The organism is Aureibacter tunicatorum, assembly GCF_036492635.1.
In the GTDB taxonomy this organism is placed as follows: Bacteria; Bacteroidota; Bacteroidia; order Cytophagales; family Cyclobacteriaceae; genus Aureibacter; species Aureibacter tunicatorum.
Genome location: NZ_AP025305.1, coordinates 2693362 through 2709948, shown reverse-complemented (window position 1 = coordinate 2709948; position 16587 = coordinate 2693362). Strand labels below are relative to the sequence as shown.

The 16587-nt window shown below is 34.8% G+C and carries 13 protein-coding genes; 10 read left to right on the top strand and 3 right to left on the bottom strand.

All coding sequences use genetic code 11. The features are described 5' to 3' along the window. Positions 1-220: 220 nt before the first annotated feature. From AABK36_RS11660 to AABK36_RS11640, 5 genes are all read left to right on the top strand, one after another. The gene (locus tag AABK36_RS11660) at positions 221-1765 is read left to right on the top strand and encodes an SGNH/GDSL hydrolase family protein (protein ID WP_309938846.1); all 1545 of its coding nucleotides are present in this window, start codon (positions 221-223) and stop codon (positions 1763-1765) included. Positions 1766-1785: 20 nt separating this feature from the next. After that, positions 1786-3243 (top strand): LysM peptidoglycan-binding domain-containing protein, encoded by a 1458-nt coding sequence (locus AABK36_RS11655; protein ID WP_309938847.1) that lies wholly within the window; start codon positions 1786-1788, stop codon positions 3241-3243. Between the two features lie 43 nt (positions 3244-3286). Next, positions 3287-4753, top strand: a complete 1467-nt coding sequence (locus AABK36_RS11650; protein WP_309938848.1) for an MBOAT family O-acyltransferase — start codon at positions 3287-3289, stop codon at positions 4751-4753. 54 nt (positions 4754-4807) lie between these two features. Further along, complete coding sequence (locus AABK36_RS11645; protein ID WP_309938849.1) at positions 4808-5422, top strand: hypothetical protein; 615 nt, start codon at positions 4808-4810, stop codon at positions 5420-5422. Positions 5423-5620: 198 nt separating this feature from the next. Continuing rightward, a complete protein-coding gene (locus tag AABK36_RS11640; RefSeq protein WP_309938850.1) occupies positions 5621-6388 on the top strand; it encodes an SAM hydrolase/SAM-dependent halogenase family protein in 768 nt (255 codons plus the stop codon). Here the strand turns inward: AABK36_RS11640 and AABK36_RS25420 are convergent. Beyond that, positions 6380-7882: a ComEC/Rec2 family competence protein gene (locus tag AABK36_RS25420; RefSeq protein WP_421722707.1), complete on the bottom strand. Its 1503-nt coding sequence runs from the start codon at positions 7880-7882 to the stop codon at positions 6380-6382. The two genes, AABK36_RS11640 and AABK36_RS25420, sit on opposite strands and share 9 nt — an antisense overlap. A 216-nt stretch (positions 7883-8098) precedes the next feature. Between AABK36_RS25420 and AABK36_RS11635 the strand changes: the two genes are divergently transcribed. Further along, positions 8099-11314, top strand: a complete 3216-nt coding sequence (locus tag AABK36_RS11635) for a PAS domain S-box protein (protein ID WP_309938852.1) — start codon at positions 8099-8101, stop codon at positions 11312-11314. Here the strand turns inward: AABK36_RS11635 and AABK36_RS11630 are convergent. Next, a complete protein-coding gene (locus AABK36_RS11630) occupies positions 11311-11739 on the bottom strand; it encodes a GNAT family N-acetyltransferase (RefSeq protein ID WP_309938853.1) in 429 nt (142 codons plus the stop codon). The genes AABK36_RS11635 and AABK36_RS11630 overlap by 4 nt on opposite strands. A 179-nt stretch (positions 11740-11918) precedes the next feature. On the opposite strand from AABK36_RS11630, the gene AABK36_RS11625 reads away from it, so the two are divergent. The 4 genes from AABK36_RS11625 to gpmA all read left to right on the top strand — a co-directional run bounded on the left by AABK36_RS11625 (position 11919) and on the right by gpmA (position 15687). Beyond that, entirely contained in the window at positions 11919-12866 is a 948-nt protein-coding gene (locus AABK36_RS11625) for a PhoH family protein (protein ID WP_309938854.1), read from the top strand. A 3-nt stretch (positions 12867-12869) separates the two neighbouring features. Next, a complete protein-coding gene (locus AABK36_RS11620) occupies positions 12870-13253 on the top strand; it encodes a YccF domain-containing protein (protein ID WP_309938855.1) in 384 nt (127 codons plus the stop codon). A gap of 109 nt (positions 13254-13362) precedes the next feature. After that, positions 13363-14766 (top strand): bifunctional metallophosphatase/5'-nucleotidase, encoded by a 1404-nt coding sequence (locus AABK36_RS11615; protein ID WP_338390272.1) that lies wholly within the window; start codon positions 13363-13365, stop codon positions 14764-14766. A 180-nt stretch (positions 14767-14946) separates the two neighbouring features. Then, positions 14947-15687, top strand: coding sequence for a 2,3-diphosphoglycerate-dependent phosphoglycerate mutase (gene gpmA / locus AABK36_RS11610; RefSeq protein WP_309938857.1), 741 nt, complete (start codon positions 14947-14949; stop codon positions 15685-15687). A 49-nt stretch (positions 15688-15736) separates the two neighbouring features. Here the strand turns inward: gpmA and AABK36_RS11605 are convergent, their stop codons facing one another. Then, positions 15737-16582 (bottom strand): inositol monophosphatase family protein, encoded by an 846-nt coding sequence (locus AABK36_RS11605; protein WP_309938858.1) that lies wholly within the window; start codon positions 16580-16582, stop codon positions 15737-15739. Between the last annotated feature and the right edge of the window lie 5 nt (positions 16583-16587).

Below are 16587 nucleotides of genomic sequence, written 5' to 3'. Positions count from 1 at the left end.
AAATTTGAAATATTATCTTTTGATTTTTATGAAATTGAGGAAAGCTTAATTTTTTTAAGTAGCATTTTTTTCTTTCCTTTGATCTTTTGAGTTCTATGAGTTCGAGTATCAAATGATGCGTTTCGGTTTATTAAAATAGTGGAGGCATTTTCAAAAGCAAAAGCCAGAGAAAAGTTTTAAGATTAGTTGCCAGAGACGTCTTTTGAGGGTATCAGTGAAGATGAAAGAAAATAAATCCACATTTATAGAGGCGTTTGTGACGATGGTTTTGACCTTCGTTTTTTTAATTGGTTATCAGTGGTTAAGTCCAAAAGTGGATTTACTTGCTGAACATAGGAATTTTACATTTTTCGATAAAGTCATCTTAAGGGAAAAGTTGTTCGAACAGCCTGTTTTGTTGGCAAGGATGAAGACACAGCAAGATCCAGGTGTTGATACCCTTAGTATGGAAAGCGATAGCTTGAAAGATAATTCATTAGTAGCTAATGCAAACACTCAATCTTCGGTTGCGGTGGAGGTGAAAGAAATCCCATTGCCGAAAGTTGATGAGCCTAGCAGAGAAAAGGGTTTGGGAGCCTTTTTCAGAGCATTGGATAGGTTGGAAAGAGGCGATAAGAAAAAAATCAGAATAGGTTATTTTGGCGATTCGATGATTGAAGGCGATTTGATTGTGATGACTACTCGCAAGCTTTTTCAAAAAAAATATGGAGGCAAAGGAGTTGGCTATCTTCCAATGCATTCTCAAACCGCTAGATTTAGAACCACAGTTCATCAATATAATTCAAAGAATTGGGATCATGAAGATATGCTTTTTGATCTCAAAGATCACAAAAGACCTTTTGGCATTTCTTGTGAAAATTTCTTTGTCAAAGATTCCTTAGAGGCTACTCTGAGGTTGAAAGGAAGCGCTAGAATGAGTGGCTTGGATTCATTGCATGATTTAAAGCTGTTTTATGGCAATGCAACGAAGGATATTTTGAAAGATTCGCTGACACCAACTCTATTAACGGTGAAAGTAGATACTGTTGAGCTCGGACATTCATTGTTTGCTGATAAAATGGTTAACATGCAACGATTAACGGAAGGAGCTCATAAGGAAATAGAATTGTCTATTTCCGGGGTTTCTGATAGCGTTATCTTTTATGGCGTTAGCTCTGATAATGGAGAAGGCGTGATAGTGGATAATTTAGCTTTGAGAGGAAGCTCGGGAGGTCAATTGCGTTTTTTATCTCCGCAAATGTTGAAGGAGTTTAATGAAATTATGGAGTATGATTTGCTCATATTGCAATATGGAACCAATGTTTGCGATACATCAATGACAAATTATGCTTGGTATGGACGTCAATTAAGAAAATCGATCAGACATTTGAAAAATCATTTAGACGACGTGCCGGTTATGGTTGTTTCTTCTGGAGATAGAGCCTATAAAATTGATGGCGAATTGCAGACCCCTAAAGGACTTTTCTTTTTGCTGGAAGAGCAAAGAGAATCCGCGGATAAATCTGGAGCCGCTTACTTTAACCTTTTTAGCAAGATGGGAGGTGATGGAAGCATGATAGATTGGGCTGATAGTTCTCCTGCCAAAGCCAATAAGGATTATACGCATTTTAATCACAGGGGAGCCAAGCAAGTAGGTGCTTGGATTTATGAGTTTTTGGAAGAAAAGTTCGCAGAGTACAAGAAACAAAAAATAGATAATAAGATAAAATTACAAAAAGACTCGCTTACACATATTTCAAATCCTTCGGATTCATTGTCAAATTAACATTACACTTAAAATTAATAATGCGAAAGAGATTAGCAGTTTTAGCTTTTTTGATAAGCGTCGTATCAAATGTCCATGGCCAAGATACACTTAAGAGTATCCTTGGAAAGGAAAGAATAGGTGTGTTCATCAACAAGCTTGAGAATTTTGATTCTTTGGATAATAGAAAGCTTCATATCGTTCATATTGGAGATTCTCACATTCAAGCGGATTATTTTTCGGGAAGAATGCGAGAGTATTTTCAAGAAAAATACGGAAATGGAGGAAGAGGTTTGGTATTTCCTTATCGTTTGTCAAAAACCAATGGTGCTACGGATATCAAGTATACTTCCAATGTTTATTGGTCAGGCAGGCGAAATTCTTATGGCAAATTGAAGCGAAGCACAGGCATCGCAGGACACTGTATTGAAACCAATACCAAAGACGCTCAAATTTTGGTAGAATCAGAGTTGGATCAATTTGATCAGGTTACAATATTTCATTCTCAAGAGGATGATGTGTTTGTGTTGGGATTGAGAAATGATGAATCATTTCAACAAGAAACAAAGAAACAAATAGTTCCTGATGCAAAATACCATAAGGTGAAATCAGGGGATACTTTATATGGAATTGCTAGAAAGTATGGGGTATCAGTGTCTAAAATCAAGACTTGGAATGGTATAAATTCCAGTATGATAAGACCTGGACAAAAATTGGTGGTTTCCAGCGCGGGCGTTCCCGCTCAGATTAAGAAGGTTAGCTCAAACAGTTTGAATAAATATGTTTCTAAACCTGATAGCCTTTATGCTGGACAAAAGTTTGACTTGCCGGATACAGTTTCGTCATTTTATATACAAGTCAACGATCAAGCGAAATCATCCAAAGTTGATTTGATGGGGATATTGCTGGAAAATTCCAAAGCGGATGGTATTGTATACTCGGCAATTGGCGCTAATGGAGCTACTTTTGAGGATTATGTCGCTTCGCAATATTTCTTTGATCAAATATCGGCTCTTAAGCCTGATTTGTTGATTGTGTCTTTGGGAACGAATGAATCGTTTAATTCACCGTTTAAAGCTGAGGAAATAGAAGCTTCGATGAATGAGTTTTTAGGCCAATTGAAAGAAAAGACTTCTTGCGACCAGATACTCATGACGACACCGCCTGATGTGAAAATTAAAAAAGGAAGGTACCGAGAGTATAATCCGAAAGCTAAGCAAATTAGAGATATGGAATTGAGAGTGGCTGATGAAAATGAAGTGGCAATATGGGATTTTTATGAAGCGATGGGTGGCTATAAATCCATAAAGAATTGGAAGGACCAAGGCTTGGCTCAAAGGGATTATGTGCATTTTACTAAAGAGGGGTATTATAAGCAAGCTGATATGCTTTGGAGTGAATTCCTAATGTTGACAAAATCAGATTCGATAGTTTCAAATAGTTTTGCTGATATGGATTCAGTACAAGTTGAAGAGGTGAAAGAAGGAAGCTTGGAGTAGAGGCGATAACGGACTATTATAGAGTAAAGAAAGAACAAAAGTGATGCAAATAGATTGGGAAAAAGTGTTGGGAGCCTTTGAATATTCAGCAAGGTCACCGTTGATATTCAACAGCGGTTTATTCTTGGTGCTCTTCTTAGTGTTCTATGGAGTTTATATCAACATTCGTAATTTAAGGTCGTTGCGAACGGTGTACGTGATATTATTTTCTTTGTTCTTTTATTATAAGTCGAGTGGCTTGTACTTTGTGTTATTGATATTTTCCAGTATAGTTGATTTTTATCTGGGCCAATATATATACGAGACCGAAGATAAAGGTAAAAGAAAGCTGGCATTGATACTTAGCATGTGTGTCAACTTGGGCTTGTTGGGATACTTCAAGTATACGAATTTTTTTCTCGGTATAGGCAATGATCTTTTTGGTGCTGGTATAGAACGAATGGATATATTCTTGCCTATAGGAATATCATTCTATACCTTCCAGACGATGAGCTATTCCATTGATCTTTATCGTAGATCGATGAAACCTGCTGAGAGCTTTCTGGATTTTATGTTTTTTGTATCTTTCTTTCCGCAGTTAGTCGCTGGACCGATCGTAAGAGCTTCTGATTTTATTCCTCAAATCCGAAAGAACCCTGCGCTGAATTCCTCTGAACTCAATAAAGCTTTTGTCCTCATTATAGGTGGCTTGATCAAGAAAGCTGTAATTTCAGATTATATATCAGTAAATTTCGTAGACAGAGTGTTTGATAATCCTATGTTGTATAGTGGTTTGGAAAATCTGATGGCTGTATACGGTTATGCTATCCAAATTTATTGCGACTTTTCGGGCTACTCTGACATGGCAATAGGCCTTGCTCTGCTGATGGGATTCAATCTTCCCGTAAACTTTAATAAACCTTACCTTTCGACTTCTATTACTGACTTTTGGCGCAGATGGCATATTTCTTTGTCGTCATGGTTGAGAGATTACCTGTACATACCACTAGGAGGAAACAGGCATGGCAAAGTAAGAACATATGTCAATCTTTTTCTGACCATGTTGTTAGGAGGCCTTTGGCATGGTGCCTCGTGGAATTTTATACTATGGGGAGCAATGCATGGGACAGTACTTGGTATGGAGAGGTTTTTCAAAAGCAGAATTCCTCTTCCTGATAATCTTTGGGTGAAAATGCTGAGGCGCTTTTATGCCTTTCATGTGGTTGCTTTTTGCTGGATATTCTTCAGAGCATCAGATTTTAATCTAGCAAAGGATATTATATCTCAGATCTTCAGCTCAATAGACTTTAGCTTATTGCCTCAAATTATTCCAGCTTATTCTAAAGCATTGGGCTTGGTATTGTTTGGTTTTATTATTCATTGGATGCCAAAGAAGTGGGAAGAAATTTTGGCATTGCAGTTTCAAAGCTTGAAAACTCCGCTCAAAGCATTGCTAATCGCAATATGTTGCTGGATTGTTTGGCAAGTTTCTGGAGCAGACGTACAGCCGTTTATTTATTTTCAGTTTTAAGTGATTGTTTGTCCAAAATTTTAAGAACATTGAGGTGAAAAAAAATGCAATTGTATGAAAAAGATATTTTTGAAGGTAATTGCTGTTTTTACTGTTTTGTTTCTAAGCTTGGTTTCGATGTCATTTTATTTTCAAAATAATATGACGTCAAAATACTGGAGTAGATATGATGAATTTAGAATGCAAAAGGGGATTTATCCATTGACTGAATCTTTTGACACTACTTATACAAATTGGCAGAGTTTCGTGTCAAGTTATTATAAACATGACCTTGAATGGATACTAAGTAATGGCAGGGTTAAATCGTCATCATTATTTATATACGATACTATAAATTCAAAGCCATTTCATAAGTCAAAAGAAATTGTTTGCTGTACATGCTTGTTTTTTTGGCAAAATCATTATTGTAGGGAATCAGATTTATTTGAAAAGCAAATTTCTAAAGACAGTGTTTTACGACTTACAATAGAATATCATACTGGTTGTAAAGGATCAACAGATTTTTTTTACAGAAATATTGACACTATTGATATTAATCCACTAAATCTAGTTTGTGGCACTTTTTCACTTCTTGATCTTGATAATAATGAAATTTATACAGGAAACATCACTAAAGCGAAGGCGGATGAAATATTACGTGATTGGGGATTGAAAATGTCAAAGGAGTGATATTATGTAATTAAGTTTTTATTTATATAATCAATGAAACCATCTTTGATCTTGATCAGCTTTTTTATGTAATAGCTGTTTATAGAGATTTAATCATACAATTTTTTTCGAAATGTAGATTAAGGCTATTTTCTATCATCTTTTTGGTTAACTTTACGTTTAATTTTTCGCTATCTATCGAACACGTGAAATATTAATATGTCAATAATTACTTTTATTTCGGATTTTGGAAACCGAGATTATCATTTAGCTTGCGTGAAAGGCAGAATTTTGAGCCATGGAGAATTGATTAATATTGTCGATATTTCTCATCATATTGATTTGCACAGTATTATCCACGGTTCATATGTTTTGGGGTCTACTTTTAGACATTTTCCAGAGGGAACTGTACATGTGATTGGGCTCGATACGCTTAATGCTTATAAATCAAGACACTTATTGGTAAAGTTGGAAGGTCACTATTTCATAGGACCTGACAATGGAATATTCAGTTTGATTTCTACGCAAGCACCTTCATTGACATTGCAAGTAGGTATTGGTAATGAGTCGACATTTCCGGAGTTGGATATATATGCTGACGTTGCAGCGAAACTAGCTTTGGGAGAAAACCCAAAGGATCTTGGTGAATTTACAGAAAGACCATTTGAGTTAAAACCAAGACAATTAAAAGCTACCAAGTCAAAAATAGTAGGGCACGTCGAACATGTTGACTGTTATGGTAATTTGGTGACAAATATTGACAAGTCTACTTTTTTTCAATTATTGGACGAACGAGATTTTTTTATTGCTTTTGGAAGAGAAAAGGTGAGGAGTTTGGTCAATTTTCCAAATGAAGTAGAAATGGGGGAGGTGTTTGCCTATTTTAATCAAAGAGATTGCATAGAGATAGGAGTCAATAAAGGGAATGCCTCGGAGCTGTTGGGGTTGGAGTATAGCAGTCCTGTTAGAATAGAATTTTTAGATTAGTAGAATAATTGTAAATGCAATTCCGTAAGCATAATAGACTCTTCTGATTTTTTTTGAAGTCAATATAATCATTATTGTAAAAGCCATTAAACTGTACAAAAGAATTAATTCATTAGCATTTATTTTTAATGAGATACTGTTGATTGGATTGACATTTTCGAGTAAGACAAGGTATTCAAGCACTTTTTCAATGCAGTTATTTACAAAATGATATACAGTGTCAAGTTTGATTATTGATGAGAAAAGAATGTAAATGATTGATAAATAGATCATTCCCGTAAATATCAAAATTATAAAAGGATTTATAATAATTCCTATGATTGAACTTTCTTGAAAATAGAATAATGATAAAGGCATTAGTCCAATGGATATAAAAGCACTGTAAAAAAATGGTTTAATAAAGGGCAAGACATTGTTGTTGTTGTTTTTGAATAGTTTTTTTTCAATGTGTTGAGCGATGGCTATCGTTAGTACTGCGGTGAATGAGAATTGATAACTGAGGCTTTTGATTTGATTTGGATCAAAACATAAGAATAAGAAGTTGCAAATTAAAAGACCGTTAAGTAAAGTGTAAGACTTGACATTTTTCCATTGAGAAACCGTCAAAAGCGTAATGAAAACACATGCTCTAGAGCAGGGGATAGGCAAACCAATAAATAGAGCATAAAGCCAAATGCCTAGTAGAGCGAGAGATGAACTGGTAACTTTATGGATTCTTACAAGCTTTAATAGTAAGATCAAGAAACTGTAGATAATAACGATATGAGTTCCTGAAATCGCGAGAATGTGAGAAATGCCAAGCTTTTGGAATATCCTTTTTTCTTGTTTAGAAATGTTGGATTTATCACCGAGCAAGAGTGCTTTAATATATGCTAGATTCTTATTTGTGAAAATGGAGGAGAGAAAGCTTTCAAATAAGGCTTTTATTCTTAGTTTGGGTTTGTTCTGAGGTAGTTTAAAATTCGATGTTTTTTCATTAATATTGAAAATCAAATCAGCTGAATTTTTATACTTTTGATTTTTTTTATTGAGTCTTAAGTCATTTTCATTTGCGTAAAATAGTAGGAGTTTTTTTTCAATATTTTCAATTGAATTAAAGGAAACTGCCTTTACTGGATAATTTAGTCTATGCCAATTATTATTAAAGTGTATATATTCTATTTGAAGTAATGTTTTTTTGTTTTTTGTTCTATTTGAGTTTTGGGGTATGTTTGTCAATATGCTTTGCTCTGAGGATAGGATTTGCCTAAGCACTTTGTTTTTCGAGTATGATTCCCCTAAAATATAGTCGATGTTAAAATTAATCAAAATCAGAATACTTATAGTTGTTAGAACCAATGTTATTCGTAGGTTTCTGAAAATGAAGGATAAGAAGAGGAGTATGGATATTAAGAAAATGAATTGTTCATATAGATTAATTTCAACGTAAAAAATTAAAATAGCTAGTGTTATAATTATGAAATTGAAAAATATGAAAGGTTTGTTGATGTGCATTGAAATTGTATTTTTGAACTTAAATATCATAAATTATTCAATATTTAAGATTGTTGGTAGGGGTGAGATGTAATGTTTTTGGTGTTTATGATTTAAAATAAATAAATGAAAGCTTTTTTGTTTAAATAATGACATTTGAAAGGGGGCTTGAATTGAAATATGTTTATTATTATTTAAATATTTTTTTATTTTTATTACATGGCAAATGAGAGTTTTTTGGATAGTATAAGTGCATTGCAGTTTGCTGCTTCTTTGCAGAATTGTTCGACCTTGCATGAACTGTTGGAAATATGTTTTGAAAGCGATTCTTCTTTATTTTATTGCGAGAAAGGAGTAACTGTTGAGAAATGCAACGATGAGTTGAGCGTAAAGTCCACGCATTGTATCTCAAATGATAATTGGGTGATACAGTCGGAAATCAATGAAATTGTCAACAAGGCAGATTCGCAGCTAAGCGAATATCATAAAGATCCAGAGTTGAAAGGTTTGAAGGCTTGCTTGTTGGAAGGGGAGTCAAAAAGAGTGAATTCGGATAAGGATCCAGTTGTTTTTAGATTTAGGGCTGGAACTCAGGATCATAATATTTATTTCATAGGAGTATTTTCAAAGCCAATATTGCATAAGGAATTAAATGCGAATTCTGAATTGATACTAGTTGGGAATTTGATCCAGAATAAGGTGTCAGGGATTTACGAGAAAAGCCTTAAGTATAAAAAGAGCAATACGAATAATAGCATTTTAGCAAGCAATGTAAAGGTTCCAACAAATTTCGTAGCAATCTATGAACTTAATACTGCCAATGTTTTATACTCTACACAAAACCTCTTCAAATACCTTGGATACGATGACTCTGTTAAATTAGCCCCTCAGCTTCACACTGTCAAGAAAATCATTCATGAGGATGATATGCCTATGATTGATAAACTTTGGAAAAAGTGTATTGAGGGACAAGCAACAGAAGTCCAATTGGTGATAAGATTAAGAGATTGCAAAGGGACCTTTAGGGATTTTTTGGTTAATCAAATTCCGTTTGTTTTTGGAAAGTCTAAAGAAGTGAATAGTATCATGGTTTACGCCCATGATATTTCTGTTAGGAAGGAATTGGAGCATGAACTTGAAACGGTAAAAAATCGATATAATCTTGCTGTAAGGGCTGGAAAGACAAGTGTTTGGGAATGGGATATGTCGCAAAAGGAACTTTACGTCGATTTTGTGATTAGAAGAATATTAGGCTATTCACCCAATGAAGTAGTGCAAAGTATGAAGAATGAGAAAAAGCTTAGCGCTAACTACACTTTTTTGAGAATAATAGCGGATGCTAGGAAATATACTTCAGGAGAAAGTCAAGCCTATGAGAAGTCATATCGATTCAAGCATAAATTAGGGTATGACGTTTGGCTTTTGATAAGAGGCCAGATTTTTCATAATTCTTATGGAGAGAAGAAAAGACTGGTTGGAACAGTGACGGATATCACTAGAAGCAAGCTTTATGAGCATAAGTTGCTTAATAGTCACCATAAGTACAGGACAGTGTTTGAGAACGTTAAAGATATAATTTTCCAGACTAATGAGTTTGGCGAATTTATTTTCTTAAATCCATCCTGGGGAGATTTGACAGGTTACGATGTTCAGTTGAGTTTGAATAGTTCTTTTTACGATTTTGTGCATAAAGATGACAAGTTCATTCTTCAGATGATATTTGAGAATGAGAAGAAAGAAGGAAATTTGAATGTCAGATACCAGCTACGATTCAAAACAGCCTACAATGAATATATCTGGCTTGAATTGTTTATAAAAAGAATTTTTGATGTCAAAGGATGTTTTGTTGGTACTGTAGGAACAATGACGGATATCACGGAAAGGAAGATTTATGAACAGAAAATTATTGAAGCTAGCAAGATAGCTGACAAGGCGGTTAAAGAGAAGAACAATTTTCTTTCAGTAATGAGTCATGAGATTCGTACGCCATTGAATGCTATTATTGGTTTGTCATATTTATTGGCTGAACAAAGTCCTAGAGAGGATCAAGTGAAGATATTGGATACGCTTCAATACTCTTCAAACAGTCTTCTTAGATTGATCAATGATATACTTGATTACAATAAACTGAAAGCTCAAAAACTGTCTATAGAGAAGCTGGACTTTGATCTTCATGAGTTGATTTTGAATGTCAAACGAGCTAATTTGTCTCAAATGAAGAGTTCCGAGGTAAAATTCTCATGCACTGATTTTGCCAAGATTCCAAAGATTATCAAGGGAGACCCAACGAGATTGATGCAAATACTTAATAATTTGATTAGCAATGCAATCAAATTCACATCAAAAGGTGAGATTAAGTTAATTGTTGACTTGGTGGAAGTGGAGGCCGTTTCTAAAATTAGATTTATCGTTTCGGATACTGGCATTGGTATTCCTGAAGATCGATTGGAATCGATTTTTGAGCCTTTCAACCAAGCCGAGGAAAATATAACTCGTAGATTTGGAGGCACAGGTTTGGGCTTGGCAATTATAAAGAACCTTGTTGATTTATTAAAAGGTGAAATTCAAGTTAATAGTAAAGAAAATGAAGGCTCGGAGTTTATAATAATTTTACCGTTTGAAGAACCTAAAGGCGGAGCTGCCGATAAGGATGATTCAGGTAGTATGCTTGATGATTTAAACAAGAAAATTTCAATTCTTTATGTTGAGGATGTGCAGGCTAACCAGTTCCTGATGGAATCGCTATGTAAAATGTGGAATTTTGAGCTTGACATAGCTGAGAATGGCAAAAAAGCACTGCAAATGGTGGCTGCAAAGAAGTACAGCTTGGTGCTTATGGATCTTCATTTGCCGGATATGACAGGAATTACGATTACGAAGCTAATCAAGTCCAAGCCTCAGGCATATTATAAAAGCTTGCCGATTATAGCACTTACTGCGGAAGTGAATCCAAAGACGACAGAGCAGGTGACAAATGTGGGAATGAAGTATTGTTTATCCAAGCCTATTGATCCGCCAAAGCTCCTGAAAGTCATTCACGAAACTGCAGATCGAAATCTTGGAGAAATTGGAGACTTGTCTGCTAAAAGCGATGTCTGCGACTTTGAGTTTATTGAAGATCTTTATATGAAAACGAGCAAAGAGGATTATGTCAAGTTTTTAAACTTAATAATAAAGGAATTTTCCCTTTCTATAGATAAATTGATTGACATAGTGTCGAGCAATGACAAGGAATCGTTGAGAGCATTGCATCATAAATTGAAATCGACTTTTAGTATATTTGATTTATCAAGTATGGACCTTGCTTTTGATGAGTTGAAGGAATCCTTGACGTTGGAAAATGATGAGTTGGTTAATAAGCAATCGAAGAAACTGGTTGAATCTTTCGAGATGATGATTAAAAAGTTTAAGAAGAAAATAAATGTTGAATTAACTGAGCAACCCGAAGTTTAATTGCTCAGTTCAAGCATTTCCATATTTTCATGTCTTGATACACCGTTGGATTTGACAAATCCGAATTTTTGATACAATTGAACAGAGTCTTTGTTGCAATATAGAATTATTTTTGTGCCCTGTGTATAAGGATTATTAGCGATATCATCCAGAATCGCGTGCAATAATTCAGTGCCAACACCTTTGTGACGATAGGAGTTTATGACAGCGAATTTCTCAAGTACTATGCCTTCTTCGCCAAATCTCCAACGTGCTGTGCCACATGGATTTGAGCCATCAAAGGCTACAAAATGCTCAGATGCTTTTTCGTATTCATCTACTTCATTTTCGAAAGGAATTTTTAATTCTTCAACAAATACAGCTTCGCGTACCTTAATAGCTTCAATCGTTTCTTCCGCAGTGGCGACTTTTCTGACAGTGATCATACTATGTGTTAATCAAGAATCTTTTTAGAAATGGTCTGCAAATTTGAAATGAATTTTTAAAATAAAAAAATTGTATTGATAAAATTTTAATTTCCTTATTATAGGTGATTTATAAATGGTTAAATACCTTATATTTGAATATGATACTGACAGTAATAAAGTCTTAAATTTTTGAAAATTTGATAGAGAAAAAAATTACACTAGAGAATATTCCCCTGATAGATTTTTTGGGTCCGGAGAATAAAAATATTGAAATTATTAGTGCTTCTTTTCCCAATTCGAAGATTGTGTCTCGTGGAGAAGAGTTGATTCTTAGAGGTAAGGCCAGTGAATTGTTGGTGATCAACGATTTGGTGAATAAGATGATCAAGCACTTTGAGAAGTTCGGCAAGATTAATGAAAAAGCAATTGAGCAAATGCTGAAGGACGAACAGTCTAAAGCTTTTGATACTACGGATCAGGATATTATTGTTTTTGGAGCGAAGGGCTTGGTTGTAAAACCGAAATCTAAAAACCAGAAGATTTTGGTAGAAGCTGTTCAGAATAATGATTTGGTATTTGCTTTAGGGCCTGCCGGAACAGGTAAGACTTATATCGCGGTTGCGCTTGCAGTAAGAGCTCTTAAAAACAAAGAAGTCAAGAAAATAATCATAACTAGACCTGCTGTTGAAGCTGGAGAAAATTTAGGCTTTTTGCCGGGAGATCTTAAGGATAAGATAGATCCTTACTTGAGTCCGATTTATGATGCTTTATCGGATATGATACCGAGCGAAAAGCTGAAGCATTATCAAGAAAATCAAATTATTGAAATTGCTCCTTTGGCTTATATGAGAGGTAGGACTTTGAAGGATGCTTTTATATTGTTGGACGAGGCTCAGAATACGACTGCAATGCAGATTAAAATGTTTTTGACTCGTATGGGAACGAATTCCAAAGTCATAGTAAACGGCGATGAGTCTCAAATAGATTTGCCAAAAAATCAAAAGTCCGGACTTTCAACTTCTATTAACATTCTTAAAAATGTGAAAGGCATCGGCGTTGTGCATTTGAGAAGTGGAGATGTTATCAGGCATAAGCTGGTTAGGGATATTATTAATGCATACGATGAATTTGATAAAGTAAATTAATTTATGAGTTTTATAGGAAATCTTATTTGGCTGATTTTCGGCGGAGTTTTAATTTTTTTAGAGTACTTGGTGAGTAGTATTCTGTTGATGTTTACGATTATAGGGATTCCCTTCGGCATTCAAACACTGAAGCTGGCATTTTTAGCTTTATGGCCGTTTGGCAAGAGAGTGGAAAGCATTGATGTTGGAGATTCAGGATGTTTGTCAACGGTGATGAATATTATATGGATATTCATTGGAGGAATTTGGATTTCATTAACTCATTTGTTGTTCGCTTTATTATTGGGAATCACAATCATAGGGATACCATTTGCTTTGCAACATCTAAAATTAGCTAAGTTGGCTTTGACTCCTTTCGGGAAGCAAATTGTTGAAGATGATGCTTAGCTAGTTAATTATATTAAAATATTTATGGGATGCGGTATTATGTCCCGCTTCTCATACTTTTTAGCACTTTTTCTTCGTTGATTGGATGGATAAACAAAGACCATTTCCAATGAAGAACCTTACGATTAAATTGACTTTTTATTTACTGATTTTTTTATCTTTTTCTTGCCAGTCGAATAAGAATCAATCTTCCTCTGAGAATACCGAGATGATCATCTTGCATACAAATGATATGCATGCTAAAATAGATAATTTTCCAAGATTGGCCTTTGTTGTGGATAGTATTAGAAGTACTAATCCGAATGTTATTTTAGTTTCAGCAGGGGATTTGTTTAGCGGAAATGTTTATGTTGATCAATATGAACCAAAAGGAAAACCGATTATAGATTTGATGAATGAGGTTGGTTTTGAACTTAATGTATTGGGAAATCATGAATTTGATTATGGTCAAAATATATTGAATGACAGAATTGCTCAGGCGAACTTTCCGATGGTTTGCGCTAATTTGAGAAATATTAACGCTGAATTGAAGCCAATGAAGGCTTATGAATATTTAACATTTTCAAATGGTACAAAAGTGGCATTTTTAGGCTTGTTGGAAGCTTTTGTAGATAGTATCCCATCATGCCATCCTAATAAAGTGCATGGATTGAAATTCGATAATCCATTGGAGGTTGCAAGCGATTATGCTTTTTTGCAAGACTCTGCCGATCTATATATAGCATTGTCGCATATGGGATATGAATATGATTTGAAATTAGCTGAAAATAATCCGGAAATAGATGCTGTCATTGGAGGACATAGCCACACTAAGTTGGATACAGGTGAATGGGTAAATAGTGTATTGGTTACTCAGACTGGGTCTTATGTCAAGGATTTAGGAGTGTTAAGAATAAAGCCGGGAAAAACAGGCAAATATGAAATCAAGTCTGAAATGATTAGCCTGAGTAATGGTACAGAAGATCGTCAGATTAGGGAAAAAGTCACATCATATATTGAGAACCCTTATTTCAAAGAAAAAATTCATGAGTTGGATTTAGCTTTGAATGGGGATGATGATTTGGGACGTTTGATGACAGATGCTTTTAGAGTGCAAGGAAATGCCGACTTCGGAATGCAAAATAGTGGAGGCATTCGAGTGAAAAGCTTTGATGCGGGGGCAGTGACGATAGGGGATGTTTTTGCTTTAGACCCTTTTGGAAATGATTTGCTCGTACTTGAAATGACAAATGAGGAAATCAAATCTCTGATAATGAATGGCTATAAGGATCGAGGAGAAAAAGTCAAAGTTTCAGGTCTTGAGTATGAAATCAAAGAAGGAAAAGTTAATTTATTCGATACTGAAGGAAATACTATGCCAGAAAAAAGATACAAAGTGGCGATGAACGATTATATGTACAATGCTTTTGAGTTTGATCATGTTAATTCTGCTAAGGCATCTGGAATTACAACTACTGAAGCATTAATCATTTATTTGAAATCATTGTCTGAAATTGGCGTAAGATATAATTGACGCTTTTTATAAGTTGTGAAAATATTTAAGAGAGCTTTTGCTCTCTTTTTTTATTGTTTTGAAGGAAGTCTTTAAATGAAACTAGTGAATAGCATAGCTATTTTGTCTTATTTTCAAATCAATTCAACTTTTAACTAGTTATGATAGGGAGAATAGTTTTTTATCAGAATTTGACGAAATATGGTAAGGGTTGTATTAATAAGACATGGTGAAAGCCTTTGGAATAAGGAAAATAAATTTACAGGATGGACTGATGTGCCACTGACTAATAAAGGAGAGCAAGAGGCTAAAGAAGCAGGAGAATCTCTTAAAGAGAAAAAGATGAATTTTGATGTGGCTTATACATCATTGCTAAAAAGAGCAGTTCATACTTTGAATATCATTTTGGATGAAATGGATATGTGCTGGCTTCCTGTAAAAAAATCTTGGAGACTTAATGAGAGGCATTATGGGAAGTTGCAAGGTTTGGATAAAAAGAAAGTAGCGAAGGAGTTTGGGGAGGATCAGGTTAACTTGTGGAGAAGGTCATATCATGTTCAGCCGCCTGCTTTAGAAGTTAGCGATGAGAGATACCCAGGCAATCAAATGCCATATAAAATGCTAGGTGTTCCGAACCTGCCTTTGACAGAAAGTCTGCAGGATACAGTTAGTCGATTTTTGCCTTTCTTTAGAGAAGAAGTCGAGCCTAATATCCATAAGGGAAAGAATATCTTGATAGTTGCTCATGGGAATAGCTTAAGGGCATTGATGAAATATTTTGAGACAATGTCTGATGATGAAATCTGTGAACTGAATATTCCCACAGGTATTCCATTAGTCTACGAGCTTGATGATGATTTGTCTATTTTGAAGAAGTATTATCTTGGTGATGATGAAACTGTGAAAAAAGCTCAAGATCAAGTTAAGAACCAGAGTAAATAACTATTGTTTATTGGAAAATATTGACGGCTTTCATGATAATGAAGGCCGTTTATTTTGTCATATGATTCTGATATGACTCTATTGCTATTTTTTTAAGTTTGTATGAATTTGAAAAAATTACCCCTTTTTCATTATAGTAGAGACTTTCAGAGGGATTAAGATGAATTGGCAGGTCATCAAAATTTACAGGGCTTATATTATTCTTATTGAAGAGGAAAACGCTAGCTGCATAATCCCAAATACAACCACCACCTGTTTCTTCTTTAGGGAATTTGACAAATATCGAATTCGGAGTATTCAAAACATGCATAGCGCTCAAGACAGCGCCTCCTATGTTTTGCATGATTATTTCATGTTTACTTTTTTTAACGGCTTCTTTGAATCTGTCGCTAAATGAACTTTTGAAAAATGAGTTATCAGTAATGATAGTCACGGTGTTCGATTCATGTTCTTTTGAACTTGATTGAATAGGAGTGTTATATGTGTATAATTTATCAAAATAAGGATCTTTGATTACACCCAATACTGGGTTCCCATTTCTTTCAACTAATGCAATAGAGATGGAGTAGCCTGATTTTCCTTGTGAGTATTGCATAGTTCCGTCAAGAGGGTCAATACACCAGAAGTAGTCTTTCGTAAACCTGCTATTGTTGTCTGTGGATTCTTCCGCTAAAAGCCCTAAATTATAGAATTCAATGCTTTCCTTAAGCGTGTCAATGATTATTTTTTCAGATTCTAAATCAGCTTCAGTTACAATCTGCGAAGCCTCTGAGCTGCCTGATGCTTTGTGTGAAACTTTAATTTTGCCGAAATTCTGTTGGATGATATGAGAAGCTTTTTCAGCTGCTATGATCGCAATTTTGTTAAGCTCCGAGAGGTCTTGAATACTAAGCATAAAGA